Source organism: Ferroplasma acidiphilum, from assembly GCF_002078355.1.
Classification (GTDB): Archaea; Thermoplasmatota; Thermoplasmata; order Thermoplasmatales; family Thermoplasmataceae; genus Ferroplasma; species Ferroplasma acidiphilum.
In genome coordinates this window covers 556,761-583,421 of sequence record NZ_CP015363.1, presented here as the reverse complement: position 1 = coordinate 583,421, position 26,661 = coordinate 556,761, and the positions used below count along the sequence as shown (strand labels likewise).

Below are 26,661 nucleotides of genomic sequence, written 5' to 3'. Positions count from 1 at the left end.
AGAAAACAAAATCAAAATATAAAGTAATACAATTACATACCGATAATTATGGTAACCTGCGTGATGTATAACCTGAAAATGAGTGAAACACACCCTTCGACGATTTGCGTTCTTGCTTCGAAATTTGAAGATTCCTTCGAGGACTTGATAGAGGTCCTTACCTCGCCATTGCCCGATGAAAGCCTTGAAGAATTTATTGAAAGCTATGCAAGGACAGACGAAATTATGCCGGAAGACAAAACTATAGGCTTTGTCATAATAAATAAGGAAAAGAAGGTAGCATCCCTTAACTTTAGCGAGAAATATTTTGATGAAAAAAAGCTGGATGAAATTCTGGAGAAATACAAAAACATGGGGTATAAAACTGAGGTAGAATACAGTTAATACATTGTTAAATTATATGTTTTATCTGCAGCCTCATAGCTTTCCCTTGAATCTATTTTTAGCAATTTGCTGATCTTTATCATATGTTCTTCCGGGCTTTTATCATAGGCTTCCCGCCATAACACCAGGCGTTTTTCCTTATCATTATATAGTACCGTTTCCCCGCATTTCTGGATGCAATGTATGGCCTCCGCGGCTTCATCTGCAGTATTTATATTGTTAAAGCAATTCAGATAATTCATATGTCACCGCACCTCTTCCCATCGAAGGATGGATATTTTATATTGTACCTATTTATAGAATACAATATAGTATCAACCAGGTTGAATACATATCCCTTATAATCGTGTATATACGGAAATATATTGTATTTCTCATCGGAAAAAATGTTATATAAATCATCTGGAGTTTTGTCTCCCTTTAAGGCATCGATAAGGTACTGCATGAATTCTTCAGCGGTTTTTAACCCCCTTTTGGTGTATATCTTCCTGTTTCTCTCCACTATCTTATAAGCATTATTTACATCACCGTTTACCAGTGATGTCTTAAATATTTCTATTACATCTTCTGTGTTCATCCTATCACCTCATATTATAGCTATTCCAACAAGGTATGTATACAGTGCAAATGAAACACCCAGCCCCAGTGTAGCCAGCCCCATTATAATTACACTATACTTGATTCCAGGGGCCATATTGAAATCATTGTCCCCTTCCTTCCTGTATGAATATATGATTATCCTGAAATAATAGAATATGGAAATTGCGCTGTTAATTATAGCTATTACAGCGAGCCACCACAGATTTCCGATAATCAGTGTGAAGAACAGGAAATATTTCGCAATAAAACCACCGGTAAGCGGTACACCAGCCAGTGACAGAAGCATTATTGCCAGGAATAGGGCAGTATATCTGGATTTTTTTGCCAGCCCTGCAATATCGCCTATCATCACCTTATCATTTTTAAACAGGCTCATTGCTATGAATGGCCCTGCCTTCATGAATATATATGCTAAGGCGTAGAACATTGCCGATGCTATTGCAAACTTCACAAATATCTCCTTTGATACAAGCACAGCAGGATAATATGAATATCCAATCAGGGCAAATACCAGTATCATATACCCCGCCTGCGCTATACTTGAATATGCCAGTATACGTTTAAGATTGTTTTCCATCAGGGCTGCCAGATTGCCGTATGTCATTGTAAGTATTGCAAGTATTGCGAAGAAGAAGAACACATAATTGTAATCAGGTATAAAACCAAGGAAGAGGAATTTTAATAGTATCATATATGCAACTAACTTGCCTCCTGTGGAAAGAAAAGCAGAAACGGAATTGGGTGCCCCATCGTATGTATCTATTGCCCACTGTTGCATTGGGAATATGGCAATTTTGAATCCAAATCCTATAGTTATAAAAACCAGTGCAAGCAAAAGAGACCTGTTAAAATCTATTGTGGTAATAGCGTTGAGGTTGAAAGTTCTTGTAGAAAGATAGAAAAATGCGATACCCATAATATTGAAAGATGTCCCAACTGTGCTAACCATGAAATATTTTAATGATGCTTCAAGATTCCTTTTTGTCTTGTTGTATGCCGTTAAGATGTATGTTGCAATGCTTACTCCTTCGAATGAAATGAACAGTATTATAAGATTGTAGGTGAATGCAGCTATGATCATTGATAGTGCTGTGAATAGCAATATAGCATAATAAACATCAAATCTCTTCTTAATATCGTTCATTGATGGTATAATTATAACCATTATAGATACCAGGAATATTAAAGCCCAGTATGAATCGAATGATGATATGTTCAGCGATGATATGCTGTAATTTTTAACCTGGAACAGTATTATAAAAAATGCAACTATCATTATTATAAATGTAAACCCGCCGAGTATTTTTTTATTATCCGTTTTAATGCCAGCTGCCAGTGTTATAAAGCCCGCAAGCCCCAGTAAAATTAGTGCGTAAAGGTATTCATAATTCATATTAATCCCCCCAGATGAGAAGCATATGCCGTCAGTATCTTAAAGAATAGTGTTGGATATACGCCGAGGAAGATGGTACATACCATAATGAAAAACAGTATGAGAAACTCCTGTTTATTTACATCCCTGAGCCGCCCAAGCCTCTCGTTGAAATATCCAAATATGGTTCTCTGTGCTGCCCATATGAGAAATGCTGCAATGACAATAAGCCCAAGTACAATAAACAGAGTATAAAGGCCTATGCTCTGGAATGCGGATATGGTAACTGAAAATTCCCCGATAAAGCCTGCAAGAGAAGGTAGTCCAAGCGATGCCAGCATACCGACCAGCAGGAAAGATGATAGGATTGGCAGTTCCCTATTCAGGCCTCCGAGCTCATAGATCCTCGATGTTCCTGTCCTTTTATAAACCAGTGAAAGTGAGGCAAAAATAAGTGCCGCAACGAATGTATGTGCAATTATCTGGTACATTCCACCAGCCAGATCAAGCGTTCTCACATAGCCAGTTGACAGCAAAGCAGTTCCAAATGCAATAGTTATAAACGACATCTCCGCAGCGCTTCCATAGGCTGCCATCCTTTTAAGGTCTGGCTGGAACAGGGCAGAAAATGCGAAGTATATTATGCTTATAAGCCCCAGAAATATTATAAAATATACGAGATATTTTGGGAAGAGCCCGGCTATAGGGTATAATATGCCCAGCAGGCCATATCCACCCATTGCCACAAGCCCTCCAGAAAGCATTATAGTTCCGGAATAGGGTGCATCGTAATATGCATCTGGAAGCCATACATGCAGCGGGAACGTTGGCAATTTTATCAGGAAAGCCAGAAGAAACCCGAATAGTATAAAATAGAAAGCATATGTTGGAATGCCAATTATGAAAGCCACATTCATAAGGTCACCAATCTGAAATGTAAATATGCTGGTTTTCAGGAAGTAGTAAGTAGAAAGGGTAAAAATAGAGAGCAGCAGAAACAGTGAACCAATATGCGTATATATGAAGAATTTCAACGAACTTTTCTCCTTATTTCCTGTACCATACTTCCCTATAATGAAGAATACCGGTATCAGGACAACTTCCCAGAAAATATAGAAGAACAGGAAATTGCGTACCATGAATAGTCCTGCCAGTCCGAACCCTGCTGCCATGAAAAGGCCGTAGAAATAAGCTCCGTGTGATTTGCTTCCCATTAGGATCGAGAACATAGTAATTAACAGTGCAATGATGACAAGGAGATCAGAGAATCCGGTTAATCCAAGGGAGAAATTAATATTGATAGTGATTCCGCTGGTGCTGAAACTCGTTAATAGCACATTATAATATGATATTACTCCTCCGGTATAATTCCTGAAATCGAATATTGAATATATAATGAAAAACACTGTGAGTATGCCCAGTGAAACCAGTGAAACTGATTTTGAATGCTTTCCTGCGAAGAAGCTTAAGCCGGTTAGTATAAAGAATAGTATAAAGAAATAAAGTAGTATCATTTAGATCACCCCTATGAGTTCTATTATGGCGAAAATAACTATCATGCCGATTATCAGGAAAGCCACATAGAATGGAATATCACCTGTTTCTATTTTCCTGAAGTCTGTGCCTATGTCAGATATATCCTTCCCTGCTGAATCTATCCTGTCATTAAATTTTCTCTCTGCAACACCGATCAGGTATGAAATTGGCAATATAATCCGCTCGGAAATAATTTCCGTGTAAAGCCAGTCAAAATAGAATTTATTCTTAATTATTTTATAAAGCGGGTTTTTAGTTATATTTGTATATCCTTTTACATTGTAACGGTATATTGCATATGCTATAGCTATTCCAAGAAAAGAAAATATCACAGGTATTGCAGCTATTATAAATGGCGGGGAGTAAATCTTAACCGAACTATCCAGGAATGTATAGAATGGCTTCTGGATGATTCCAAGTGTCAGTGAAAGGAAGGCTAAAACCATCAATGGAACTAAATATATTAGTTTTGGATCGTGCGCCTTTTCCGCCAGTTTTGATCTTGGTTTCCCGGCGAACACCAGGAAGTACAGCCTGAATGCATATATTGCGGTAAGAATTTCACCGAACACCAGTAAAAGCCATGGTATTATGTTCCCTGAATTTACAAAGTATTCATATGCACCGGAGATTATCTGGTCCCTTGAGAAGTATCCTGCTGTGGGTGGAATAGCCGCAAGTGTCACTACACCGATGAGCATCAATATAGCAGTAACCGGCATTTTCCTGAACAGGCCTCCCATGTCTTTTATATTCCTTAATTCCATCAACATTACCAGTATAACGCCCGCTGACATGAACAGCAATGCCTTGAATACGGCGTGGACTACAAGATGGTACATTCCGAATGTTACTCCGGAATATCCAATTACGCCGCCCAATCCAATAGCAGCCATCATATAGCCAAGCTCGCTGATAGTTGAATATGCAATAACTCTTTTGATGTCGTTTACAACTATTGCCAGTATTCCTGCGTAGAATGCAGTGAATGATCCTATTATAGCAACTGCATATAATGAAAAGGATGCAGAATAGTAGAATAGTGGAAATAGCCTTGCAACCAGATAAACTCCAGCAGTTACCATTGTAGCAGCATGTATTAATGCTGAGACGGTGGTTGGGCCTTCCATAGAATCTGGCAGCCAGACATGCAATGGAAATTGCGCTGATTTGGCAACTGCCCCTGCAAGGAATAATATTGTTGCAAGTGCAAGTACATCTGGCCCTATGGCTGATGCTATAGATTGTGCATTGTCAATTAGATATGGTATACTCAGGGGGCTTGTTCCTGCTGGCACTATATTTACCAGTTTTGCAAATAGTACACCCATGCCAATAATAAATAGAAGATCGCCGACACGTGTGACAATAAATGCTTTCTTCGCAGCTGCGGCGGCATTGGGCTTGAAAAACCAGAAGCCAATAAGGAGGTAAGAACATAATCCAACTATTTCCCAGAACAGGAAAAAGAGGACGAGGTTTGATGAAACAACCAGGCCAAGCATTCCCGCTATAAAAAGTGACGTTTCTGAAAAGTATATATTTTTCCTGGGATCGTCCTTCATGTAGAACATGGCAAATAATGTAATCATAAGCGACATGAAAGCCACCATCATTGCCATTATTACCGTAAGATGGCTTATATAAATACCCACATCTATATTATAAAACCACGTATAGTGTGAATAAATAAAATTATGGTGCAGCAGGTATAAATATGCGAGAATAACCAGTATGAGCGAGCCAAGAACCATCACGCTGCTGAAAATTCCAGAATATTTAAGCCTGTATTTTCCTATAATATATTCAAGTGGAAATCCGAATAATGGAAGAAGGAATATGAAGTAGTATATGCTTACCATTTGATATCCCTCAACAATGAAATATTGATTTTCCCGTATTTTTTAGAGATTAAAGTAAATATAGCTATGCCAACTGTGCTTTCTATGACTCCTATTGCGATTACGAATAGTGCAAATACCACCACAGATGTTGAATAATATAGGGTGGCTACACCAACAACATCCAGAAGGGCCGCGTTTAAGACAATCTCCAGCGATATGATAACCTTCATTCCAACCTTCGAGGTGGTAACTCCATAGATTCCTATGGTAAACAGTATCATTGAAAGAAATAGTATGTAAATTATATTCATTTTTCATCATCCTCGACTATATACATTACTCCAATTATTGATGCAACCAGCAGGACAGAAAGCAATTCAAATGGCACTATGTAGGTAGAAAATAAGAGTGTGCCTATGTCTGTTATATCCTGTGGCTTTATGGCAAAGCTTTTGTTAATGGTGAGCAGATTAATTCCAATTACAATGATAAACACGATTGCAGCAATTTTCTGTGCCTTATTCTTCAACGTCCTTACCTCCGGTCAGCATTAAAACGAAAACAATTAACATGACTACAGCACCTGCATATACCAGCAATTCTATACTCCCGACAAAACTCAGACCCAGAAAGATGAATATTATTGAAAACATTAACAGGAGTATAAGAAGGAATATTGATGAATGTATGAGGTTCTTTGTGCTTATGGCACTTAATGCCATTATTACAGCTATGGCAGCCAGGATGAAGAATATGATGGTATCTATCATTTTATAACATCCTCCTCCTGCATTGTTAATTCTTCCGGTGAATATGTAAAGCTGTTCCTTGTCCTTGCATCCTCAAACTGGTGTGTCAGATATATGGCATCTGTGGGGCATATTTCCTCACATTGCCTGCATACTGTGCATGTTCCGAAATTTACATCAGGATATATGTTCCTTTTATTCTGCAAATTTTTTCTGTCTCCCCTGGCTGTCTGGACAACGTTATCTTCTAACCCGGTTCTGTCAAGATCCCAGTGCTCCATTTTTATGCTATGGTTAGGGCATATTTTTGAACATAATGTACATCCCACACATGCTTCCGGTACAAGGAATATACGGAAACGGAATCTTTCTGGAATTTTGCCTTTGTCTTCCGGGTATTGAGTGGTAACTGGCTTCGTGAACACATATTTACCCATGCTTAACATGGATTTAAGGGAACCAACTACCGGTATCGGCTTTTTCGGCATTTTTATTTCTTTAACTGTTGCAACCATATTTATCACCTAATATATAACACAAATAACCCTGCATAGACCAGATTGGCCATGGAAAGTGGAAGCAGATATTTCCACCCGAGATTGACAAACCTGTCTATCCTTATTCTGGGAAGGGTAACCCATACCACGAATGCTATCAATACCAGTATAACTGTTTTTATTAACAGGTAGAAAAATCCGACGTAGGATTCATATGGGCCATTGGCACCGCCGAGATAGAGAATTGATATAATGAATGATGTAAGGTAAACCATTCCGAATAATCCAACATAGAATAATCCGAATCTCATGCCAGAATATTCAGTTGTATACCCTGAAATTAGTTCGCTGTCGCTTTCTCCCATATCGAATGGGGACATTGATGCCCTTGCTACCATGGATATGTAGAAAATCAGCAATCCCAGAGGTTCAATTATACCATATGGTATAACTTCATTTGAAACGATTCCGGAGAGGCTTAATCCGCCGGTTATGGCTGTTCCGGTAACATATGACCTTGATGTTATCATAACTATTGCCAGTACGCTTATCATCATGGGAATTTCAAATGATATATCTTTAGCCACGCCCCTCATAGTTCCTAAAAGTGCATAGTTGCTTTTTGTGCTTATTCCTGCAAGTATCTCACCGATAGGCAAAATAGATAGCAGCCCGAACATGAGTATAAGTGTAACTCTGGAATGTGTAACTGCAATAGACCCGAAATAGGCAAGGTCGCCGTATGGCAGCAGGATGAAAGCCAGTATTGTTCCAATAATTACTATTGCTGGAGCCAGCTTATATGCAAGGTCATCCCTCTTTGCAGGCATTATAGATTCCTTGCCAAGCAGTTTAAATAAATCTGCGATTAACTGCAGCAGCCCGAATTTACCAACCCTGTTTGGGCCTACCCTCCTCTGTATTCTTGCCATGTATTTTCTGAATATGTAAATTAAGGCAACAAAGGAAATACCAACAAAAACTATAACGACTATAGTCTGGATCAGGTATGCTAATCCAAATGATGCATCATAGCCCAGAAACGAAAGCCATTGATGTATCCTTAATAGTAAGCTCATCTATCCACCTCACCGGCTACAGCATCTGTTGAAGCAATAGTAGCGATCAGGTCTGCAATAAGGCCGCCGCGTGCCATTACAGGGACAACTGCCAGATTCTTAAAAGATGGGCTTCTGGCGTGAATCCTGTATGGTTTTAATCCACCATCTCCACGTATGAACACGCCGTATTCTCCACTTTCTGATTCAACCCGCGTAAAAACATCGCCCTGCCCTTTTAGTAGAAGCATTGCTGATTTTTTGGCCTTCGGGTTGAAAAATGGGCCGTCTGGCAGTTTAGCAAGGCATTGTTCAATTATTTTAATCGACTGTCTTAATTCCTCAGCCTTAAGGAGAAATCTTCCTAAATTATCCTTGGTATTTGTTACGGGAACATCGAAATTCACGTTATCGTAAAATAAATATGGTGAATCTTTCCTGACGTCGTATGCTATTCCGGATGCCCTTAGCATTGGTCCAGTAACACCATAATCAAGTGCGACTTCAGGTTCAAGTATGCCTGTTCCCTGGTTCCTCTGCCAGAATACTTCACTGTCCAGGTACATTTTTACTATTTCTTCAAGCTTACCCTTGAACCCTGAAATAAATTCTTTGATTTCTTCAATAATTGTATCGTTAAAATCCTGGTAAACTCCGCCTATGCTCATGTAGTTTACTTCCTGCCTGCCCCCTGAAGCTTCTACAAAAATATTCTGGATTTTTTCCCTTTCATGGAATGTGTGGAAGAACGGCGTAAGCATTCCAAGATCTAATCCAAGTGCGCCTATGCCGACCATCCTCGCCGCAATACGGCTCAATTCAGCCATGATCATTCTGATCCACTGGGCCCTTTCAGGGACTTCCATGCCCATCAGAGTTTCAGCAGCCCTGAGATAGGCAAGTTCCATGTTCATTGCGTCAATGTAATCCATCCTGTCAAAATATATTGTATTATTTGCATAATAACTTAATTCGCATATTTTTTCTGCATTTCTGTGGAGATACCCGATAGTTATATCCACATCTTCCACAGTTTCTTCATTTAACTTTACCCTGAATCTGTATATGCCATGTGTAGATGGATGGACAGGCCCCACATTCAATTCTATCCAGTGGGACACTACCATCCCTCCTTTTCATCGAAGCTTACGTGCTCTGCTCCACTCTTATCCATGCTAACGTACTGAACTTTTTTGAGGTCGTAATCCTTCCTGAGCGGATGGCCAACCCATTCCTCAGGCAACAGTATCCTCCTTAGATTTTCATGGCCTTCAAAAATCACGCCCATAAGGTCGTATTGTTCCCTTTCATCCCAGTCAGCAGCTTTCCATAGTTTAACTAAAGATGGAACTTTTTCATCATCTGTTGCCACCTTTACACAGATATAATCATTCTGGTCAAAATTATGTATATGGTAAACAACTTCAAGGTGGTCTTTCATATCTATGCCAGTGATCGATGAAAGATAGTAACCTTTGCCTTTATAATCTTCCATTAGTTCAACTAGGTCAGATTTGTCAATATTCAATACCTTCATTCCAGATTTGTCAGTTTCCTCAGATAAGATTTTATACATTTTTTTCACCTATCAGTCTCATTTCTAATCTTTTTCTGCAGGGTAATCAAACCGTAGGTAAGTGCCTGTGGAGAAGGAGGGCAGCCCGGAACATAAACATCTACCGGAATAACTTTATCTACGCCGAGCACAACTGAATAACCGTCTACATATGGGCCACCCTGTATAACACACACGCCCATTGCTATAACATATTTTGGATAAGGCATTTCTTCATATATCCTTTTTACCCTTGGTGCCATTCTTTTTGTAGTTGTACCTGCTACAATCATAAGGTCTGATTGCCTTGGCGAGTTCCTGAATATCTCACTTCCGAACCTTGCCATATCCAGGTCAGCTGCCTGTGTTGCCATCATCTCTATAGCACAGCAGGCAAGACCCATAGTCAAAGGCCATAATGAGTTTGACCTCCCCCATTGCAGAGCCTTTTCAAGAGTGGTAGTTTTAACTCCAAGATCTCCTGTTTTCATTTCATCCACCTCATGTAACCTTTTTTATATGCATAAAATACAACAAACAGGGGCATAGCCATGAATATCAATGTTTCAATGAATGGTATTATGCCGAGGGCATAGAAATCAAAAGCCCATGGAAATAATAAAAGCATATCAATGTCAAATAAGATAAAAAGGAATATTATAACATAATACTGTACAGTAATATGCCCTTCTGCATACTCCACCGCAACTTCACCACTTTCATATGGTTGAAGATAGGAATCATCTTCGGCCGGAGGATTATCCTCCAGGGAAATGTTTCTAGCTATTTCCTTCCTGTTGAATTTTATTCCCCCTTTTTTATACCTGTTCCCACCGATGGTTGGAAGGACTTTAAATAGTAGGTATAAAGCCAGTACCAGAATAATTATCGTTATTACAATGGAAGCATATCCTAATATCATCCCTCTTATATTTTTACAGCCTATTTAATTATATCGAATGGTAAGAAAATATGTAATTTCAGGCATTTCTGAAATCGTTAAAGTTACTTTTTAATTCTTTAATTAGTAACATTTACCACTACAAAAATGACAATTTTTATTTTTGATTTTGCATGGTTACAAATATTTTGATAACATCAGATGGGTTAAAAGATTGTTTTGTTTTCCCCCTGAACAGTGGAATTACATTTTTCTGTGTGACATTACCATCCTTTACCAGCTCGTCCAGGATTTTTTTAATCTCATTATCATTTAACATTTTTAGTTCTTCCCGTTTTTCCAGTTCTGATACAGGTATATTATCTATTATGTAAAGCGATAAAGCCGTTTCAAAGGTATTGCGATCCCATTTTTCTCTCCTGGACAATTCCAGTATGCTATCAGTGTTATGATACTGCGGCAATTGCCTGGCTTCTAAATACTGATTTCCAAATATATCAACCATCTGCACCTGTGAAAGTTTCTTGCCCTTTTTGTTTTCCAATTCTGGAATGGTTTGCAACAGAATACGGGATAAGATGTGTGGATTATCGAAATTGCCAGCCAGTGCTTTAAATAGAGAAAGCAAATTATTATTTATTAAAGACTCAGCTTCAACCTGTGAGAGCTTGAATTTCTTTGTAAGTTCATTCATGGTTTCCTCGAGTGATTTTGGTACCAGTTTTTCTATGCTTTCCATTATTGCTTCTGTTATTTTTACAGCTGGAATGTCTGTCTCAGGATACATCCTTTCCTTGCCTGCCAGTGGCCTTAGATACCGGGTCTCCCCGGATGGTGTTGCTGACCGTGTTTCCTCCAGCTGCATTTTCAGTATTTTATCGAACCTTTCATCAAGCAATGGCTTTAACTTTTCAATACGTGATTTTTCTCCCAGTACCACTACTACAGCATCATTATCGCCCTTCCCAGCAGTGGAATATATACTGTGGAGCTCTTCGTCTGAAAGGCCATATGCCGGAAACTCATCCGAGTGCATTAATCCCCCCAGGCCCATATTCTTAGCAACATCTGCAAATTCCCTTCCAAGTTTATAATTTCCGTGTTTCATCAATCCATTGCATGCAGATACTCTGGCGCACATTACAGATTTTCCAGAAGCTATTGATTTTTTAATCATTGATGAATCCGTATTCGTGAACATTCCTGTGATATCAATGAAGTTTCCAATTTCATGGGGCTTTTCAGCCAGTATCCGTGATATGGCTTCGAGCGAACTCTGCCTTTTAATTTCATATTCTATGGTATCTTTTATAAAGGATAGTTTCGAAACTCCCTTTATTTCTACCCTTCCGAAGCCCATGGAAAAATTGACATCCTGCCTTATGGAGTCTACTTCTCCCCTGAAATTCTGCATTGACATGACATAATGCCCTATGGCCTTTGCAGTTTCCAGTGCGTGGTCCGGGTCTATTATATCCGGTTCTGTTGAAATTTCAATAAGCGGTATTCCCAGCCTGTCAAGGGAATATTCCACAACACCCTCTTTTTCAGAAAGCTTTCTGCACGCATCCTCCTCAAGTGTTATTGTAGATATCCTAACATTCCCCCTGGAAGTTTTTACGTAGCCGTCCATGCCCACAATGCCGGTTCTCTGAAAGCCTGATGTGTTTGAACCATCAACCACTATTTTCCTCATAAATGATGTGTAATCCAGAACTTTACAGTGTAAAGCCTTTGAAATTGCAATAGTAGTTTTTAATGCATCCGGATTTACAGGATGGGGTGGTTCTTCATCCTTTTCTACAAGGCATGAATTTGAGCTTGCCCTGTATAAGAAATTCCTGTTTCGTATGGTTTCATATTCTACAGCAGTATCGAGTTTTCCAAGCTCCCCCATAACCGGTGTTAATTTTCTGGTAAATGATTCATTTAACTCTGTGCCTTCGGTACTGCACGAACAGAACAATTTATTGCCACCCAGCTGAAAATGTATTTCTAGACCTATCTTCATTTCTATCACTTCACCGTATCTTCAAATTCTCCCCGGAGGTTCTTCTGCATCAGTTCAACAAAATTATCAGGATAATTGGCAGAAAGGTACATTGCTTTAACCATGGCAGTTTCTGCAAGCATATTCTGCAGCGGGATTACTCCTGCATCTATCAGTTCCCTGCCAGTGGAATAAACATTCATATTTACATTTCCGTAAATACACTGTGAGGTCATAAAGAAATGGGTTTCCCGGGATAATTTTCTTATTACATCTATAATTCCGGTAGATGTGTGCCCCAGGCCGGTTCCCATAATAATAACTGCCTTTTTGTTGTATGATAGGTTATAAAAATCCTCTTCTGCCATGCCAGGATAGAAATATATGAGCCCTATATTTTTATCAAGCCTGTCTTTTAAAATTATGCTGTCCGATTTATGCCTTATATTTTTAATTTCTTTGACTTTTCCATCTGCGTATAACCCCAATGGCGGTTCGCTTATTGATTTAAACGCATCACGGCTGCTTGTGTGCATTTTCCTGGCCCTTGTTGCACGGTAAAGGGAAATAGAATCATCAGATGTATCTGTATGCATTGCAATTCCAACTTCTCCCATATCCGTGGATGCAAAGTGTATTGAACCCTCTATATTAAGAAATGCATCGCTGCTTGGCCTGTCAGAACTTCTCTGGCTGCCTGTAAATATAATGGGCTCGGTCTGCTCCTCGAACATAAATGATAATGCGGAAGCCGAGTACTGCATGGTATCTGTTCCATGGAATACTATAACTGAGTTACTCTTTTTCATTGCGTCCCTTGCCTTCCTTGCAAACTGTACCCATTTTTCTGCGTTAACATTCTCACTGAGTATATTGTCTATGCTTTCATGGTAAAGTTTGAACTGGCTAATATTATTCACAAAATTATATAAATATGATATGTCCTTTACAGGTTTTACGGCTCCGGTAGTGTAATCCACCGAGCTTGCTATTGTTCCCCCTGTTGTAAGTATACATACTCCATTTTCCCCACAACCTGAATTTTTGGTTTCAGCTCCAGGTTTATCCCCTTTCTCCATGGAGTATTCTTTTTTAATTTCAATTGAACTGGCATCCACTGTAATATTGTAGCCACTTCCCAGTTTAACTGTTATTGTATTTTTTCCGGAACTTATATAGGTTCCGGCATATTCCTCGCCTTTATAGGAAAATATAATTTTCTGCCCGATTAACATTATCCTTCAATGTTTCTGACATATAAAAACTTTATAAATTTTTCATTATTTCCCGGGATATAATTATTTTCTGAATTTCGTTGGTTCCTTCATATATCTGTGTAATTTTTGCATCACGCATATGCCTTTCAGCATTGAAATCTGTAGTATAACCATATCCACCGAATAGCTGCAGTGACCTTTCTGCCACATATACTGCGGTATCAGAGGCATACATCTTTGCAATGGATGAGAGCTCCACGGTATCCTCATGGTTCTGCCATTTCTCTGCAGCTTCCCTGATAAGCAGATCAGAAGCCTTTATCCTGCTTTCCATTTCTGCTATCATAAACTGGATGCCCTGGAAATCAATGATTTTTTTGTTGAACTGTTTTCTTGTGTTTATATATTCAAGTGCTTCGTGGAATGCAGATCTGGCTATTCCCAGTGCCTGGGCTGCTATTCCTATCCTTCCCGCATCCAGTGTGTCCATTATTACTGAAAAACCCTTATTATATTCGCCTACAATATTTGATTCAGGAACAAAAACTTCATGGAAATTCAACTCAACGGTACTGGAACCCCTGATACCCATCTTATGTATATCCCTGCTAATTTCTAATCCAGGGGCATTGCCGTCAACAACAAATGTGGTAATTCCTTTGTATCCCTTTGATTTATCTGTAGAAGCATCCATCACAAAGAATTTTGCTATCCTGCCATTGGAAATAAAGGTCTTGGTTCCGGTAATTTTATACCCGCCTTCACATTTTTCAGCCCTTGTAGATATGGATGCTGCATCGCTTCCAGACCCGGGTTCTGTTATTGCAAGGCCGCCAACTGCACCCTTTGCTATCTCTGTTAAATATTTTTTATTCAGCTCCTCGCTTCCAAACATTATCAGTGGTTCTGCAAATAGGGTCAGGGCTCCGTCAAGGACAAGGGCAGTACTGGGGCATGCTTCAGATATTGTTTCAATAACATTGACAAGGAATGGAAAGCTAAGGCCGTATCCACCGTATTTTTCAGGTATATATGATGCAAACAGTCCCATATCCCTCATGGCCTGTATAATATCTTCGGGAACTTCCATTTTTTCGTCTATTTCCCGGGCTCTTGGCTTGATTTTTGTTTCTGCAAGTTCCCGGACATATTTCAAAACATTTGTTTCATTTTCATTAAGCATATAACTGAATAATGTTTAATAATAATACTTTTCTTATTGCAACCTATAAGAATGCTATGGCAGGTGGTTCATTCTCATTTAATAAATCTGAGCGCACATAACTATATAAAATTCAAATTCTTTAAAGACAAAGATTACATTAACTCAGCATATGTAGTTATATGAAAGCCCATATTGTCTTCCTTCATCACCCGGGTATTTATGACTTCAGGAAGGGGATGTTATATCTTCAACCATTAACTTTCTGCGATTACAGGGTGTATAGCAAGTATGTACTTCCGCCATGCCTTATAATAAGTGGATAACAATAGTTAATTTCAATTGCAACTTATCCATACCTGTTCATGATATTCAATATTAAAATTACTGGGAAAAAGGTATTATTTGCAGGAGGTGGAAAAATTGCAGAAGCGAAAATAAAAAAACTTATAAAAGAATCTCCGGAAATTTCTGTAATTGCACCGGAAGTGACAGAGTATATAAGAACCCTGGGCAAAGGGGGGAAGATAAATATCATTGAAAGGGAAATAAGAATTGATGATATTACAGAGAACTATTTTCTTGTCATATGTGCCACCAGTAATCAGGGATTAAACAGGAAGATATCAATAGAGTGCAGGAAATTAGGAATTTTGCATGATGATCTCAGCAACCATAGGAATTCAGATATAATGATGGTGGCCAGTACCATAATTGGCAATCTAACATTATCTATAAGCACAGATGGAATGGCTCCGGCCATCGCCAGGCGGTTGAAAACTGAACTGGAGGAGGACTTAATACACAATAGCAATAATTTTGAAGAAGACATAAAAACAATATATAATAAAAAAATGTAGATGCATGAAAACTATAGGAAATAAACAGATCTATGAGAATATGGAGGAGATACTTGACCCTGCACATACCATGCTTGTGAACTGGGATATTCAGAACGGGCTGGTAAAGAATATATTCAACAAAGATGAATTCGTTTCTAATGTAAAGAAATTAACAGCCACATCCAGAGAACATGGCGTAGCGGTTTTGTATACAAAGATAACGCCGCTTCCATTCAAATACATGGCCCCTTCCAACATATACAGCTATATGAAAAGATTCGGTGTTGATGACCCGTCAAAACTTCCTGTATTTATGGCCCCCGGGTCCGAAGATGCAGAAATATACAGGGAACTGGCTCCTGAAAAGGATGATTATGTATTGAATAAACATACTGCCAGCGTATTTACCGGAACCAATGTTGAGAATATGCTTAAGGGTGCAGGAATAACTACCCTGGTATTCACAGGAATTGCTACAGAGATTGGAGTGGAATCAAGTGTCAGAGATGCTATAAACCATGGTTATTACACTGTAGTCGCATCAGATTCATGTTCTTCCCATAGCAAGGAAATGCATGAAATTTCACTTAAATCTATGTCTGCTGTAACGACAGTAATGGATACAGGATCTATAATAAATATAATAAAGAAAAAATAATTTTATTTATCAACAGCTGAATTAAAGTTTATATTTTTCATTTTTCCTTTTAATGATAGGTCCATAACTACTACAATAATTATGTACAATGCCATAATAATAAGTGCGTATGTGAATGGAAATGCCAGGGTAGAAATGGCGTAATACAGAGCAATAAGTATTATAATTGTTGAGACAGATGGGATTAAAATATCAAAGGTAAAATTTTTATGAACCTTTGATAGCCCGGAATTCACAATCATGTGGATGATTAATGTAGCAAGTGTGCTTATGGTTGCATAGAATATGAACTGGTTCAAAAATCCATTTACATTAAATGAACTGTAAAATATATAGGTAGAAATTCCACCTACAGCGATAAAAATCCCGAGAAGGAGGAAAAGTGCATTTTGCGGCGCGTTATGCTTATTTAATTTTGAAAATGCAGGTGGCAGGTAACCGTCACGTGCCATAGAATATATGTTCCGTGTTATAGCCGTGCCTATTGTATTGAACAGCGTGTAAATTATAAAAAAGTTGAAAGCCAGGAAGAACATGGAAGTATATAGCCCTATATGTGATTTTATGACAATAAATGCAGGGATAACGGTGTCTGAAAAACTGGACATGTTGCTAAGGCCGAATCCTACTACCAGTGCATAGGAAATTAGAAGGTCAAGCACACCGATGATCAACAGCATAGCTACTATTGCTATACCTATATTTTTTCTCGGGGCCTGTGCCTCTTCGCCAAGTGGTACAATAGAACCATATCCAGTATATGCAAGAAAACTTCCTGTTATGAACCCGAGGAACAGGTTCTTATATCCTGATATAGGTGTAAACACAGAAAGGGTATTGTCCCTGGATGTCACTATAATTATAATAGAAATTGAAACAACAAATATTATCTCCACCACATTTATAATTATCTGTGATTTAAACGATGGGACAATACCTTTGTAAATTGCATAAAATGAAGGTATGCTGATAGCGATTACCAGTATAATTCCATAATAATATGGTACATTTACACCGGTAAGATATAGGATAGCTGGATTGAATATCATTATAAAAAATGATAGAATGAATATGAGATTTGCCAGCTGGTATATAAGGTACAGGTAACTGGTAATGAATCCTGCGTGGTTCCCCAATGAGTATCCGGAATATCCATAATAACCCCTTGCACTTGCAGTTCTTTTAGAAAACTGGTAAAGAGTATTTCCGGTGAGGAGTGATGCAATTAACCCTATAAGGAAAGCTAATGGGCTTGCCCCCTCAGCAAATGCTGCAACACTTATGATTCCGTCAAATGTAAATAATGGAGATAATTGCCCCATGCCCTGAAAAATTAATCCATGAAGTGATATGGCGTTTGATTTTAATTGATTTTCCATATGCCCGTATCATTTTATTATATATAAAAATAAGCTAAACTATACATTAAAGTATAATATATATGTATATATATAGAAAATTAAAACAGCAAAATCGAAATATTTAAACAGCGAATTTATTTATAAGCTTTAATGGACATTAAAAAATATATCAGGTTGAAAAACGATATTGAAACTGTAATAGGAATAATAATTGGATTTGTATTTGGTGCAAAATTTGTTGCATTTTTATATCCATATCTGTTGCATTATTCCACCGCGGGCATAACCATTTCGCAAAGTGTCTATGCTCCAATTATTGCACTGGTTACAGGCATAATTTTATTTTTTGGCATAAGGACACTTGCATACCTTATTTCCTCAATGTTTCTTGGAGCGGGTATAGGAATAGCACTGTTTGAGTTTACCGGGTTTAACATGTTGTCGACTTTAATATTGATATCACACGCAATGCTGACTATGCTGGTTTAATTCTTATAAATCCCGGAACTGGCATTCCATAATATTAATTATGTGAATATATTCATAAAATAGGAAATATATAAATAAAGATATGAAATAAATTGTTGTGATTTTATATGGGATTTGTTGACCCGTTAGCTGTGATGCTATTAAGTTTGGGTGTAAGTGCAGGCTTGATTTCCGCGTTTTTTTATCAAGTCGCAAAGGGTAGAGATGTGAAAGAGTTAGTAGTTCCAGCCTTTATCTTTGGTGGTTTTGATTTTATGTCCGGGTTTGAAATGTCTGAGTTCTGGCCATTGCCCGGTTCATACAATATGCTATTTGGAGACCCTATTATGATACTTGGAATGCTGCTTATTGCAGGTTCCATAATGATCTACAAAGGGTATAATTTAAGGACTCTTTCAATTCCCGGAGTAATGTTAGGAGTGTACCTATTTATTGAAAGTGCAGCAATGGTTAATTTTAAGCTGGAAAGCGGCGATAATTTGTTTGCTGCAATGGGGCTCTATATAATGAGTGGCATATCTGCGGTCTACTCGGTTGTTTTATTTGCAAAGCCGGAAAAAGACAGGAAGTACCTTTATTATGTTGCGTTCATATTGCTTGCGCTTACCGCCCTAATTGCACTGTTCATTGGATATGAAGCCATATATGGGCATTTGCAGGCACCACCGTAGGCATATTATATATTTTTTACCGGGTATTTAGATTTTATATGTTTTATATTTTTATAATTTATATAATTAGCATATAAAAAAACATATATATGGAATCCGGTTAAAGATAGTAGATGTTTAAATGCAATATGATTTAATAGACCTGATTGCATGCCCTATGTGCAGGGGCAATTCATTTTCTAAATCAGTAATTAGAGAAGAAGGTGATAATGTTATAATTCCAGGGCACGGGGAGCACACGTATACAGATTCTAACAACGACGGAGCGAATCATGATATGAAAAACGGCATATTGCTATGCAATACCTGTGGAAGATGGTATCCCATAATCAATAGCATACACATATTGCTGCCTGATACCTACAGGGATGAAAAGAAAGATATGGAATTTCTTACAAAATATAAAAGTGATCTGCCTGATATTGTAATAAACAATGGAAAACCATTTAATATTAAGGTACTCGAAAAAACATAGAATCATGAATATGATATGCTGTGACATATATTTAAAAAGAAGTGGATTTTAAATGAAAGAAAATAGGTTTATGTCTGATGACAAAGATTTAAGGGATGTTTATAATAAAATTCCGAAATCATATGACAGAGCCAACGCATTAATCTCATTTTTTCAGGATGTAAAGTGGAGAACCAGACTTGTAGATGGAATATTCCACATTTCACAGCCGGAAAAAATTCTTGATGTTGCAAGCGGAAAGGGTGAATTGACATATATTATAAAACAGATTAAGGAAACATATGTAGTAATGACCGATTATTCAGAAAATATGTTGAACATGTCGATAGTTGACTCCACAAGAGTCCTTGCATCATTTAACAATTTGCCCTTCCGTGACAATTCTTTTGATTCAGTTATGAGTACGTTTGCCCTGCATGCTGCGGATAATATAGAAGATGTTATCAGGGAAATGGTCCGTGTTTCTAATGGCACAGTGGGAGTTATAGCAATGGGAAAATCAGATAATAAATTTTACAGTTTTATCACCGGATTTTATTTAAAATATTTTCAACCTTATATTGCAAAATTAACGGGGGAGAAATCAAAAGATTATAGATTCATTTATTACATATATAAAAGGCTGACACCAAACTCATCAATTCGTGAGATAATTAAAAAATATATGGATGTGGTAACATTTGAGGAGAAAGCCTTTGGATCGGTATACATTTTTATTGGTACTAAAAAGGATACAGAAGTCATTAAATAATTTAGAATTTTTTCTTGTCTGCGCATATATGAATTCGTGCATAAGTTTTCATTGAACTAATTCAAAAGATTGTGTGTCCTGTAAATAAGTATTGGGAATATATAATGAAATTTTTCTTTGTACCTAAAATGTAATCTTAATAAATGTTTAACGTGGGAAAGAAGTTAAGCAATTCCAGAGAGTCCGGGATGCTGATTCAACGGCAACTAAATGCAGGAAGATAGCGTGCTGCGACATATTAAAAATGGAATAGAATAGTAAATGAAAACCTTCTAAAATTTTAATAGGCTCAGAATTGCAATAAACTAATATACCATCGTGAAACTACACTATTGATGATCGCCGTAGAGCGTCTAATGGTAAGAAAGAAATTAAAGACAATGTTGAAGAAATCTATAGAAAAGAACAACATTGATATATTTACCGGTTTCATTATTAAAGAAAAAAATGCTATCAGGGAGGTATATGACACACAGATTTCTGATATATTGTTAAATGCACTCAGGGATGCTGAAATATCAGCTGACCTTTACAGTGCCCTTACATATATAGATGATAAAAGCCCTCTGATACTGGAATATAAAGCTTTAAAATTATATTCTGATGGAAAGATTGACGATTTCATTCATTTTGTTACATCTAATATAGATATTTTAAGCCTGGCCAATGTTAAAAAAGATTTTGATGAATTGATAAATAAATCACAGCCGGAAAAGGCTGTAGAATACCTATCTATTGCAGGAGTATTTGATGAAGGAATATTCAAAGAATATTTTGCCACAATGCCGGGTGAGCAGGAAATCCGGCGATTAACTGCACTTTTTCAAACAAACGGCAGTATCAATGACCTTGAGAAAATTCTTTCTATATGTATTTCAAAAATACCTTATTCAACCTGTTATTTTTCCCTGGCAGATATTTATGTAGAATTTAACCAGAAGGATAAACTCAAAGAGTTGCTGCATGATATCCTTAAAAACCGTATTCATTATAATAATATAGATATCAGAAAATACTATTCATATCTTGGAGAATACGAAAAAGTTGTAGAATTTTCCGATGTTAATGAACCGGATAATGCATTATTGGCTGATGCATATTATCACCTCGGCTATTATGAAAATGCTTTAAAAATTTATAAGTATATTTATTATAACGAAGATAAAAATGTTCTTGAGCGAATTATAGATATTACTTATGCAATTAAAGATTATTATTCCCTTATCAATTATATAAACTTAATAGAAAAAAATCTGGGAACAAATAAAAAATTGTTGCTTTATAAAATTGAGAGTGAAATTGTACTTGATTTATATAGTGAAGCTGAATTGGATTTAAACAGGTACCGGTCAAATTTTGGCGATGATACTGAAGTACTGGAGTTATTTGCTAAATATTTCAGAGCGGTAGACAATCAGGAAATGTTATATAAAATTGCAATACAATTGATAGAAAAGGGAAATACAGATCATGAAAATTATAGAATTATTGTCAATTACCTGTATGAAAATCAGGAGTACAGCAAGATTCTTTCATACGTAACTGAAAAGAACCTGATTAATGAGTTTAAACCTGAATATTGCAGTTCACTTATATATTTAAACAGAATTGAAGATGCCATTGAGATTATAACGACAGAGCGATCTTTACTTGATTCCGGTAGGGTAGTTGATGGTATCTTTGAAAAAATAAAAACTAATGAAAATATCAGGAAGTTTAATAGTATAAATAAGCAGGGCACAATTCTTGAAATGGTAATCTCATATATGCAGGGGCGGAAAAATTTTGATTATATGAAATATGCCGGAAAAGTAAAAAATGCCGGGTCACTGGCCGGAATCTATATACTTGCCACATCTACCAGAAAGGACAATTTTTTTGACAGGCGTTACATAAGGAACCTTCTTGACATTGACAGGTATCAGATAATATCATCAATACTTTCCAATATCGAATCCATAAAGAATGGAGAGGATATTGGCGACATGAACGATTCAAGATATTTTTTATATCCCATTACTAAAGCACTTATAAAAACAAAACGTTACCATGAAGCTTCAACAATTCTGGATTCTTTGTATAGCAAAGACCCTGATGCATTTTATTATTATTTCAGGGCGTATATCGAATTTCAGGATTCAAATTTTGGGGATGCCATAAAGCATGTTGAGGAAGCTATCTCTGTTTTAGATAATGTCGATTTCCTTGCATTGCGGATTAATATTGCTCTGGCAAAAAATACAAATGCAGAAACCTACACAAAATCTGCTATAGATTTAGGCTTTACCGATATTTTTGGCATGATTTACAATTTTGTGGTAAGCAGAAATATAGATGTTAGTGAGGAATTCCGGGAATATCTGGAAAAGATTGATATTAAAAACGTATATTTGTACAGGCTAAAAAGCTATTGTTTGAGGGACTATAAATCTGTCCTTAAATACTCTGCCCTTTCACTTCTATATGGGGGAAATTCTGAGGATGTGGTAAATCATTATTCTATCCTGAAAAAGGATAATGAGCTGACTGCCGTATATTTTCTGGAACATTATAAAAATAAGTATTATGAAGGTTACATAATACTTTCAAGTTACTATTACAGCAAAAGGATATTAAAAAAATCTCTGGAATACTTCAACCTGGCATATGTAAGAAATAGTATTGCAGTGAAAAACCCACTTTTTCAGGAACTTTTTATGGGTGTCCCATTGTCCAGTGCCATTATTAATGCAATGGAATCCACAGGGGAATGGTTTCATTTGATGGTCTATTATTACAACAGGAAAGAATTTGGAAAAGTAAGGGAAATCACGCAATATCATTACAATAATATCAAAATACCGGAGTTCCTTATAACACGTGCATGGGAAAACATGCCGGTAAAGACCTTTATGGTTGGTCTTTTCAATAAAAGCCATGACAAAATTCTGGGTGAATTGCTTGCAAACAAATTCGATGAACTGGAACTATATGAGGATGAGATAGACATCCTGAAAACACTTATCAGCTATTATCCGGATGAAAACATACTTTTTGAACGCCTTATAAATTCTTTAATTCAGAATGGGAATTTAAACGAGGCTCTCGAAACCACTTATGATCGCTTCCATGAGAAAAAGGATATTTCATCATTTAATAGAATGGTGCATATTTTCTATGACCTGAGGGATTATAGTTCGCTGGCAAACATATTTAATAACAACAGGGAATTTGTAAATGCAGAGAACATAAAATACTGGATATATTCACAGATTAAATTATTTAACTACGCGGCAACGAGAGCATTAATGCATGATTATCACGGTATTATCAATGTAGATACCAGTGAAAGCATAAATTCAAAACTCAGATCTTCCTATAGAACAAGAATGATAGTGGAAGTCACTAAAAAAGTATTTGATACGGAGTACGTGGATCAAAAAGTTTCACAACCTGCCGAACTAAGTGCCATGGTACCTGCATACCTTGCAAATGATGTCTATGAATTCATTACTAACAAGGAACCGTATTCTTATATTGATGCCAAGGAATATAATAACGAATCCGTAAATATTATTGGCAGACTAAACACAATTGGTATTTCAGATATAAGGGATATAAAAATATACCACATTTATAAGGTAACCGGGAATGTAATAAAATCAAAGAATTTCTATATTTTCATAAAGAGATGCATGGAAGGGTATTATAAAATAGAGAAATTGTCTGAAAATGGGGGTTCCATTAATAGTGGTGATATGGGCAATGAACCTGATATTATTAAGATAATAACGAAATACAATGTCGGACTAATGGATGCAATATACATTGCAGGAAAAATGAAAAATGGGATGTTAAATTAATGATGTACAACAGGAATAACGAAGGAAATGATATTATAATAGCAGTAATCGTTTTAACTATAGCTTTCACCCTTATGATCAATGGTGGACTTCGTGGGGTACCGGACATAAAAACACTGGAAATCGAAGTACTTATAGGGTTCTCCGTAACTGTAACCGCTTTCCTTATGCATGAAATGGCCCACAGGGAAGTTGCCAGAAGGCTCGGTGCAGTTGCATTTTTCAAGTTATGGCCTGTAGGGATCCTTCTTGCACTGATAACATCGGTGTTCGGATTTATCTTTGCTGCCCCGGGTGCAGTCCAGTTTGCAGGGCTGTATGACAGGGATAGTGAGGGAAAAATAGCACTGGCGGGACCGGGTACGAACATAATAATCGGAGTAATTGCTTTCCTGGCAGTAACATTTTCTGGCATTACCGGCGTGGCATCAACAATCTTAATATGGGTGGCATGGTTAAATCTCTGGTTTGCCCTGTTTAATTTGATACCATTTCCTCCACTTGATGGGAGCAAAGTATTTTACTGGAACAGCAAAATCTTTGCAGGTGTATTCTTGCTGGCTATAATATTAAATATAGTAGATGGGTTCCTTCCGGCTATATTAGGAATCTAATCTTCCGGATCAGCTGTAATAAAAAATATGCTATTTTCCCCAACATCAATTCTGTATGGAATTAAGTATTTTCTGATTTCATTTTCAATTTTACATTCGACTTTTCCTGATTCAACCATGTAACTCCATAGATCGGATGAGGGGCTTATTATTAAACCATAATAAAGAGGTTCGTGTGAAGCTATAAAATATTCCTTTTCACCAAATTCTGCTTTCTTATTACTGTATAATATTTCCATGCAGGGTAATAAACAACTATTAGATTAGTTTATGCCATACTGGATGCTTTATCCTGCTTTCTATAATTTATAAATAACATTATCCTGTATCAGTTTATTTGGCTCCCTTATGCCCACCATCTTCCATCCGGGACTTCCTGTCCTATCTTTTACTTCTTTTAACCGCTCATGGATTTTTTTATCCAGATATGGATTGCGAGATGCCGTTGATAATTTATCGATATTCCCTCATACCGTTGAATAATGGAAAGAAAAAAAATCAAAGGAGATATAAAAGTTAAATAGGTTTATTTAATAAAGTCCAAGAGAGTGATTAAAATAAATACAAAAGAAACATGTACTTCCTGTGGCATTGGACTGGTGGAGGTAGGATATTCAATATTCGAATGCCCCCAGTGTGGGGAAGAGATGATTGGAAGATGCAAGCAATGCAGAGAGCATTCAACAAAATATGAGTGCCAGAAGTGTGGATTTATAGGACCGTGATATCATGGGAGATGTAATGGTTCAGTTAAGAATTCTTCCCGAATCTGTTGATGTAAATTTAAAAGATTTAAGGGTAGCAATTACGGCGAGCATAGAAAAACTTTGCACTATTAACGAAGTAAAGGAAGAAGAGATAGGATTCGGTTTAAGTGCCCTTTTGTTCTCGGTTATCGTTCCCGATGAAGAAGGAAAAATAGATTCTGTTGAAAATGCCATATCATCGGTTAAAAACGTGAGCCAGGTTGATACCAGGGATGTTACGCTAATATAAGATGATAATTCTTTTGATTTTATTAATTTTTTATACCGTATTATTGCTGCTGATATCATCTGGATTTATTTATATTGAGTCTCATAAATATCACAGTGAACATATAGTCAATAACTACCGTCCGGAAACCCTGGTCATAATGCCTGTGAGAGGCATTGACTATTCACTTGAGAAAAATTTGATATCTGTTAAAAACCAGGAATATGAAAATTTTAAATTTTTATGCGTGGTTGATTCTGAGGAAGAAGAAGCCCTGAAAGTAATTAAGAAACTTGATATAGAATATATAACAAGTTCATATAAATGCGATAAATGCAGTGGAAAGGTAAGAGCAATAAGTACCGCTATCCAGCTATATAATAATTATGAGGTGTACCTTCTTGCTGATTCAGATATAGAGGTCAAAAAAAACTGGATTTTGAATATGGTAATGCCACTAAATCAGGAAGATGCAGGGCTTTCCACCACATTCCCCTACTTTTACCCTAAAAATGGGTTCTGGGCTCAGATTAAGGAAATATGGGGCTTTGTAGGAATGGGGCTTATGGAGTCAAAACTTACAAGATTCGGCTGGGGTGGTTCACTGGCATTCAAGCATGAACTCATAAGCGATTCTTTAGAATTTTTCAGTGAACATGTCTCGGATGACACAGCTCTAACAAAGATATGCAAGCAAAAGGGCAAAAAAATATATTACGTAGATTCTGCACAGCCAGATATAAACTCGCCGGATACATTTAAGGTGTTCGCTGAGTGGGCAAACAGACAGACCGCCCTTTCAATTTCTGCATCTCCTAAAGTGTATTATTATGGTTTATTATTTTATGGAGCCTACTTATTCCTATTCTTTTCCGCAATTTTAATGGGAGTATTTTATAATCCACTGTATTTTCTCTTCCTCATTCCTGCAGTGATGTATATCTACAATATGGTCAGAAGGCTAAAACACATAAAACCTGTCAATATACTTGGTTCTATCATACTCCCTTTTATTTATATGACAAATTTAATTGTTGCAAAACGGATGAAAAAGATAACCTGGCGCGGGAATACGTACGATATTGAAGATAAAAACTTATTATAATGAATTGTTATAA

At 37.0% G+C, this 26,661-nt stretch carries 31 protein-coding genes; 12 read left to right on the top strand and 19 right to left on the bottom strand.

The window, feature by feature from the left end; translation table 11 throughout:
* The first annotated feature begins 48 nt into the window (after positions 1-48).
* Positions 49-384 carry a TA0956 family protein gene (locus fad_RS03115; protein ID WP_081141735.1) on the top strand — a complete coding sequence of 112 codons (336 nt, stop codon included), beginning with the start codon at positions 49-51 and terminating at the stop codon, positions 382-384.
* On the opposite strand, the gene fad_RS03110 is transcribed toward fad_RS03115, so the two are convergent.
* From fad_RS03110 to fad_RS03030, 17 genes are all read right to left on the bottom strand, one after another.
* Positions 381-626, bottom strand: coding sequence for a hypothetical protein (locus tag fad_RS03110; RefSeq protein WP_081141733.1), 246 nt, complete (start codon positions 624-626; stop codon positions 381-383). The two genes, fad_RS03115 and fad_RS03110, sit on opposite strands and share 4 nt — an antisense overlap.
* Positions 623-961, bottom strand: coding sequence for a hypothetical protein (locus fad_RS03105; RefSeq protein ID WP_081141732.1), 339 nt, complete (start codon positions 959-961; stop codon positions 623-625). The genes fad_RS03110 and fad_RS03105 overlap by 4 nt, the downstream gene beginning before the upstream one ends.
* A gap of 9 nt (positions 962-970) precedes the next feature.
* Positions 971-2,377 carry an NADH-quinone oxidoreductase subunit NuoN gene (gene nuoN / locus fad_RS03100; RefSeq protein WP_009887687.1) on the bottom strand — a complete coding sequence of 469 codons (1,407 nt, stop codon included), beginning with the start codon at positions 2,375-2,377 and terminating at the stop codon, positions 971-973.
* Positions 2,374-3,870 carry an NADH-quinone oxidoreductase subunit M gene (locus fad_RS03095; RefSeq protein ID WP_009887686.1) on the bottom strand — a complete coding sequence of 499 codons (1,497 nt, stop codon included), beginning with the start codon at positions 3,868-3,870 and terminating at the stop codon, positions 2,374-2,376. The genes nuoN and fad_RS03095 overlap by 4 nt, the downstream gene beginning before the upstream one ends.
* Positions 3,871-5,754: an NADH-quinone oxidoreductase subunit 5 family protein gene (locus tag fad_RS03090; protein WP_009887685.1), complete on the bottom strand. Its 1,884-nt coding sequence runs from the start codon at positions 5,752-5,754 to the stop codon at positions 3,871-3,873.
* Positions 5,748-6,047, bottom strand: a complete 300-nt coding sequence (gene nuoK, locus fad_RS03085; protein ID WP_009887684.1) for an NADH-quinone oxidoreductase subunit NuoK — start codon at positions 6,045-6,047, stop codon at positions 5,748-5,750. The genes fad_RS03090 and nuoK overlap by 7 nt, the downstream gene beginning before the upstream one ends.
* Positions 6,044-6,265, bottom strand: a complete 222-nt coding sequence (locus fad_RS09515; protein WP_009887683.1) for an NADH-quinone oxidoreductase subunit J — start codon at positions 6,263-6,265, stop codon at positions 6,044-6,046. Before fad_RS09515 ends, nuoK begins: the two co-directional genes overlap by 4 nt.
* Entirely contained in the window at positions 6,255-6,506 is a 252-nt protein-coding gene (locus fad_RS09510) for an NADH-quinone oxidoreductase subunit J (RefSeq protein WP_009887682.1), read from the bottom strand. The genes fad_RS09515 and fad_RS09510 overlap by 11 nt, the downstream gene beginning before the upstream one ends.
* On the bottom strand, positions 6,503-7,000 hold the full coding sequence (gene nuoI, locus fad_RS03070; RefSeq protein ID WP_081143144.1) for an NADH-quinone oxidoreductase subunit NuoI: 498 nt from the start codon (positions 6,998-7,000) through the stop codon (positions 6,503-6,505). Before nuoI ends, fad_RS09510 begins: the two co-directional genes overlap by 4 nt.
* Before the next feature lie 5 nt (positions 7,001-7,005).
* Positions 7,006-8,061, bottom strand: a complete 1,056-nt coding sequence (locus tag fad_RS03065; RefSeq protein WP_009887680.1) for a complex I subunit 1/NuoH family protein — start codon at positions 8,059-8,061, stop codon at positions 7,006-7,008.
* Entirely contained in the window at positions 8,058-9,167 is a 1,110-nt protein-coding gene (locus fad_RS03060; protein WP_236940604.1) for an NADH-quinone oxidoreductase subunit D, read from the bottom strand. The genes fad_RS03065 and fad_RS03060 overlap by 4 nt, the downstream gene beginning before the upstream one ends.
* On the bottom strand, positions 9,161-9,616 hold the full coding sequence (locus fad_RS03055; RefSeq protein ID WP_081141730.1) for an NADH-quinone oxidoreductase subunit C: 456 nt from the start codon (positions 9,614-9,616) through the stop codon (positions 9,161-9,163). Before fad_RS03055 ends, fad_RS03060 begins: the two co-directional genes overlap by 7 nt.
* A gap of 5 nt (positions 9,617-9,621) precedes the next feature.
* Positions 9,622-10,086, bottom strand: a complete 465-nt coding sequence (locus fad_RS03050) for an NADH-quinone oxidoreductase subunit B (RefSeq protein ID WP_019841737.1) — start codon at positions 10,084-10,086, stop codon at positions 9,622-9,624.
* Entirely contained in the window at positions 10,083-10,517 is a 435-nt protein-coding gene (gene ndhC / locus fad_RS03045; RefSeq protein ID WP_009887676.1) for an NADH-quinone oxidoreductase subunit A, read from the bottom strand. Before ndhC ends, fad_RS03050 begins: the two co-directional genes overlap by 4 nt.
* A 136-nt stretch (positions 10,518-10,653) precedes the next feature.
* A complete protein-coding gene (gene gatE / locus fad_RS03040; protein ID WP_081143142.1) occupies positions 10,654-12,507 on the bottom strand; it encodes a Glu-tRNA(Gln) amidotransferase subunit GatE in 1,854 nt (617 codons plus the stop codon).
* Positions 12,508-12,512: 5 nt separating this feature from the next.
* The gene (gene gatD / locus fad_RS03035; protein ID WP_081141729.1) at positions 12,513-13,721 is read right to left on the bottom strand and encodes a Glu-tRNA(Gln) amidotransferase subunit GatD; all 1,209 of its coding nucleotides are present in this window, start codon (positions 13,719-13,721) and stop codon (positions 12,513-12,515) included.
* Between the two features lie 31 nt (positions 13,722-13,752).
* Positions 13,753-14,886: an acyl-CoA dehydrogenase family protein gene (locus tag fad_RS03030; RefSeq protein WP_009887673.1), complete on the bottom strand. Its 1,134-nt coding sequence runs from the start codon at positions 14,884-14,886 to the stop codon at positions 13,753-13,755.
* A 344-nt stretch (positions 14,887-15,230) separates the two neighbouring features.
* Here fad_RS03030 and fad_RS03025 point away from each other — a divergent pair, with 344 nt between their 5' ends.
* Both fad_RS03025 and fad_RS03020 read left to right on the top strand, forming a co-directional pair.
* Complete coding sequence (locus tag fad_RS03025; RefSeq protein WP_009887672.1) at positions 15,231-15,725, top strand: precorrin-2 dehydrogenase/sirohydrochlorin ferrochelatase family protein; 495 nt, start codon at positions 15,231-15,233, stop codon at positions 15,723-15,725.
* Positions 15,726-15,729: 4 nt separating this feature from the next.
* The gene (locus fad_RS03020; protein ID WP_081141727.1) at positions 15,730-16,365 is read left to right on the top strand and encodes an isochorismatase family cysteine hydrolase; all 636 of its coding nucleotides are present in this window, start codon (positions 15,730-15,732) and stop codon (positions 16,363-16,365) included.
* A gap of 2 nt (positions 16,366-16,367) precedes the next feature.
* Here the strand turns inward: fad_RS03020 and fad_RS03015 are convergent, their stop codons facing one another.
* The gene (locus fad_RS03015; RefSeq protein WP_081141726.1) at positions 16,368-17,744 is read right to left on the bottom strand and encodes an APC family permease; all 1,377 of its coding nucleotides are present in this window, start codon (positions 17,742-17,744) and stop codon (positions 16,368-16,370) included.
* 132 nt (positions 17,745-17,876) lie between these two features.
* Between fad_RS03015 and fad_RS03010 the strand changes: the two genes are divergently transcribed.
* The 6 genes from fad_RS03010 (at position 17,877) to fad_RS02985 (ending at position 24,568) form a co-directional block, all read left to right on the top strand.
* Positions 17,877-18,215, top strand: a complete 339-nt coding sequence (locus fad_RS03010) for a hypothetical protein (protein WP_009887669.1) — start codon at positions 17,877-17,879, stop codon at positions 18,213-18,215.
* 107 nt (positions 18,216-18,322) lie between these two features.
* Complete coding sequence (locus fad_RS03005) at positions 18,323-18,886, top strand: DUF981 family protein (RefSeq protein WP_009887668.1); 564 nt, start codon at positions 18,323-18,325, stop codon at positions 18,884-18,886.
* A 121-nt stretch (positions 18,887-19,007) separates the two neighbouring features.
* Positions 19,008-19,361, top strand: coding sequence for a Trm112 family protein (locus fad_RS03000; RefSeq protein ID WP_009887667.1), 354 nt, complete (start codon positions 19,008-19,010; stop codon positions 19,359-19,361).
* 52 nt (positions 19,362-19,413) lie between these two features.
* Positions 19,414-20,112 (top strand): class I SAM-dependent methyltransferase, encoded by a 699-nt coding sequence (locus fad_RS02995; RefSeq protein WP_009887666.1) that lies wholly within the window; start codon positions 19,414-19,416, stop codon positions 20,110-20,112.
* Positions 20,113-20,447: 335 nt separating this feature from the next.
* Positions 20,448-23,954, top strand: coding sequence for a hypothetical protein (locus fad_RS02990; protein WP_155951097.1), 3,507 nt, complete (start codon positions 20,448-20,450; stop codon positions 23,952-23,954).
* Positions 23,954-24,568 carry a site-2 protease family protein gene (locus tag fad_RS02985; protein ID WP_081141723.1) on the top strand — a complete coding sequence of 205 codons (615 nt, stop codon included), beginning with the start codon at positions 23,954-23,956 and terminating at the stop codon, positions 24,566-24,568. The genes fad_RS02990 and fad_RS02985 overlap by 1 nt, the downstream gene beginning before the upstream one ends.
* Here the strand turns inward: fad_RS02985 and fad_RS02980 are convergent.
* Positions 24,565-24,807 carry a hypothetical protein gene (locus tag fad_RS02980; RefSeq protein WP_081141721.1) on the bottom strand — a complete coding sequence of 81 codons (243 nt, stop codon included), beginning with the start codon at positions 24,805-24,807 and terminating at the stop codon, positions 24,565-24,567. The two genes, fad_RS02985 and fad_RS02980, sit on opposite strands and share 4 nt — an antisense overlap.
* 309 nt (positions 24,808-25,116) lie before the next feature.
* Here fad_RS02980 and fad_RS02975 point away from each other — a divergent pair, with 309 nt between their 5' ends.
* The 3 genes from fad_RS02975 (at position 25,117) to fad_RS02965 (ending at position 26,648) form a co-directional block, all read left to right on the top strand.
* Complete coding sequence (locus fad_RS02975) at positions 25,117-25,293, top strand: zinc finger domain-containing protein (protein WP_009887662.1); 177 nt, start codon at positions 25,117-25,119, stop codon at positions 25,291-25,293.
* Between the two features lie 16 nt (positions 25,294-25,309).
* Positions 25,310-25,564 (top strand): elongation factor 1-beta, encoded by a 255-nt coding sequence (locus tag fad_RS02970; protein ID WP_019841733.1) that lies wholly within the window; start codon positions 25,310-25,312, stop codon positions 25,562-25,564.
* A 139-nt stretch (positions 25,565-25,703) separates the two neighbouring features.
* Positions 25,704-26,648 (top strand): glycosyltransferase, encoded by a 945-nt coding sequence (locus tag fad_RS02965; RefSeq protein WP_236940602.1) that lies wholly within the window; start codon positions 25,704-25,706, stop codon positions 26,646-26,648.
* Positions 26,649-26,661: the final 13 nt, after the last annotated feature.

Bases quoted from the DNA above. Each gene is read 5' to 3' on its own strand.
- fad_RS03115 (WP_081141735.1), top strand. From the start codon at position 49: ATGGTAACCTGCGTGATGTATAACCTGAAAATGAGTGAAACACACCCT.
- fad_RS03110 (WP_081141733.1), bottom strand. From the start codon at position 626: ATGAATTATCTGAATTGCTTTAACAATATAAATACTGCAGATGAAGCC.
- fad_RS03105 (WP_081141732.1), bottom strand. From the start codon at position 961: ATGAACACAGAAGATGTAATAGAAATATTTAAGACATCACTGGTAAAC.
- nuoN (WP_009887687.1), bottom strand. From the start codon at position 2,377: ATGAATTATGAATACCTTTACGCACTAATTTTACTGGGGCTTGCGGGC.
- fad_RS03095 (WP_009887686.1), bottom strand. From the start codon at position 3,870: ATGATACTACTTTATTTCTTTATACTATTCTTTATACTAACCGGCTTA.
- fad_RS03090 (WP_009887685.1), bottom strand. From the start codon at position 5,754: ATGGTAAGCATATACTACTTCATATTCCTTCTTCCATTATTCGGATTT.
- nuoK (WP_009887684.1), bottom strand. From the start codon at position 6,047: ATGAATATAATTTACATACTATTTCTTTCAATGATACTGTTTACCATA.
- fad_RS09510 (WP_009887682.1), bottom strand. From the start codon at position 6,506: ATGATAGATACCATCATATTCTTCATCCTGGCTGCCATAGCTGTAATA.
- nuoI (WP_081143144.1), bottom strand. From the start codon at position 7,000: ATGGTTGCAACAGTTAAAGAAATAAAAATGCCGAAAAAGCCGATACCG.
- fad_RS03065 (WP_009887680.1), bottom strand. From the start codon at position 8,061: ATGAGCTTACTATTAAGGATACATCAATGGCTTTCGTTTCTGGGCTAT.
- fad_RS03060 (WP_236940604.1), bottom strand. From the start codon at position 9,167: ATGGTAGTGTCCCACTGGATAGAATTGAATGTGGGGCCTGTCCATCCA.
- fad_RS03055 (WP_081141730.1), bottom strand. From the start codon at position 9,616: ATGTATAAAATCTTATCTGAGGAAACTGACAAATCTGGAATGAAGGTA.
- fad_RS03050 (WP_019841737.1), bottom strand. From the start codon at position 10,086: ATGAAAACAGGAGATCTTGGAGTTAAAACTACCACTCTTGAAAAGGCT.
- ndhC (WP_009887676.1), bottom strand. From the start codon at position 10,517: ATGATATTAGGATATGCTTCCATTGTAATAACGATAATTATTCTGGTA.
- gatE (WP_081143142.1), bottom strand. From the start codon at position 12,507: ATGAAGATAGGTCTAGAAATACATTTTCAGCTGGGTGGCAATAAATTG.
- gatD (WP_081141729.1), bottom strand. From the start codon at position 13,721: ATGTTAATCGGGCAGAAAATTATATTTTCCTATAAAGGCGAGGAATAT.
- fad_RS03030 (WP_009887673.1), bottom strand. From the start codon at position 14,886: ATGCTTAATGAAAATGAAACAAATGTTTTGAAATATGTCCGGGAACTT.
- fad_RS03025 (WP_009887672.1), top strand. From the start codon at position 15,231: ATGATATTCAATATTAAAATTACTGGGAAAAAGGTATTATTTGCAGGA.
- fad_RS03020 (WP_081141727.1), top strand. From the start codon at position 15,730: ATGAAAACTATAGGAAATAAACAGATCTATGAGAATATGGAGGAGATA.
- fad_RS03015 (WP_081141726.1), bottom strand. From the start codon at position 17,744: ATGGAAAATCAATTAAAATCAAACGCCATATCACTTCATGGATTAATT.
- fad_RS03010 (WP_009887669.1), top strand. From the start codon at position 17,877: ATGGACATTAAAAAATATATCAGGTTGAAAAACGATATTGAAACTGTA.
- fad_RS03005 (WP_009887668.1), top strand. From the start codon at position 18,323: ATGGGATTTGTTGACCCGTTAGCTGTGATGCTATTAAGTTTGGGTGTA.
- fad_RS03000 (WP_009887667.1), top strand. From the start codon at position 19,008: ATGCAATATGATTTAATAGACCTGATTGCATGCCCTATGTGCAGGGGC.
- fad_RS02995 (WP_009887666.1), top strand. From the start codon at position 19,414: ATGAAAGAAAATAGGTTTATGTCTGATGACAAAGATTTAAGGGATGTT.
- fad_RS02990 (WP_155951097.1), top strand. From the start codon at position 20,448: ATGATCGCCGTAGAGCGTCTAATGGTAAGAAAGAAATTAAAGACAATG.
- fad_RS02985 (WP_081141723.1), top strand. From the start codon at position 23,954: ATGATGTACAACAGGAATAACGAAGGAAATGATATTATAATAGCAGTA.
- fad_RS02980 (WP_081141721.1), bottom strand. From the start codon at position 24,807: ATGGAAATATTATACAGTAATAAGAAAGCAGAATTTGGTGAAAAGGAA.
- fad_RS02970 (WP_019841733.1), top strand. From the start codon at position 25,310: ATGGTTCAGTTAAGAATTCTTCCCGAATCTGTTGATGTAAATTTAAAA.
- fad_RS02965 (WP_236940602.1), top strand. From the start codon at position 25,704: ATGCCTGTGAGAGGCATTGACTATTCACTTGAGAAAAATTTGATATCT.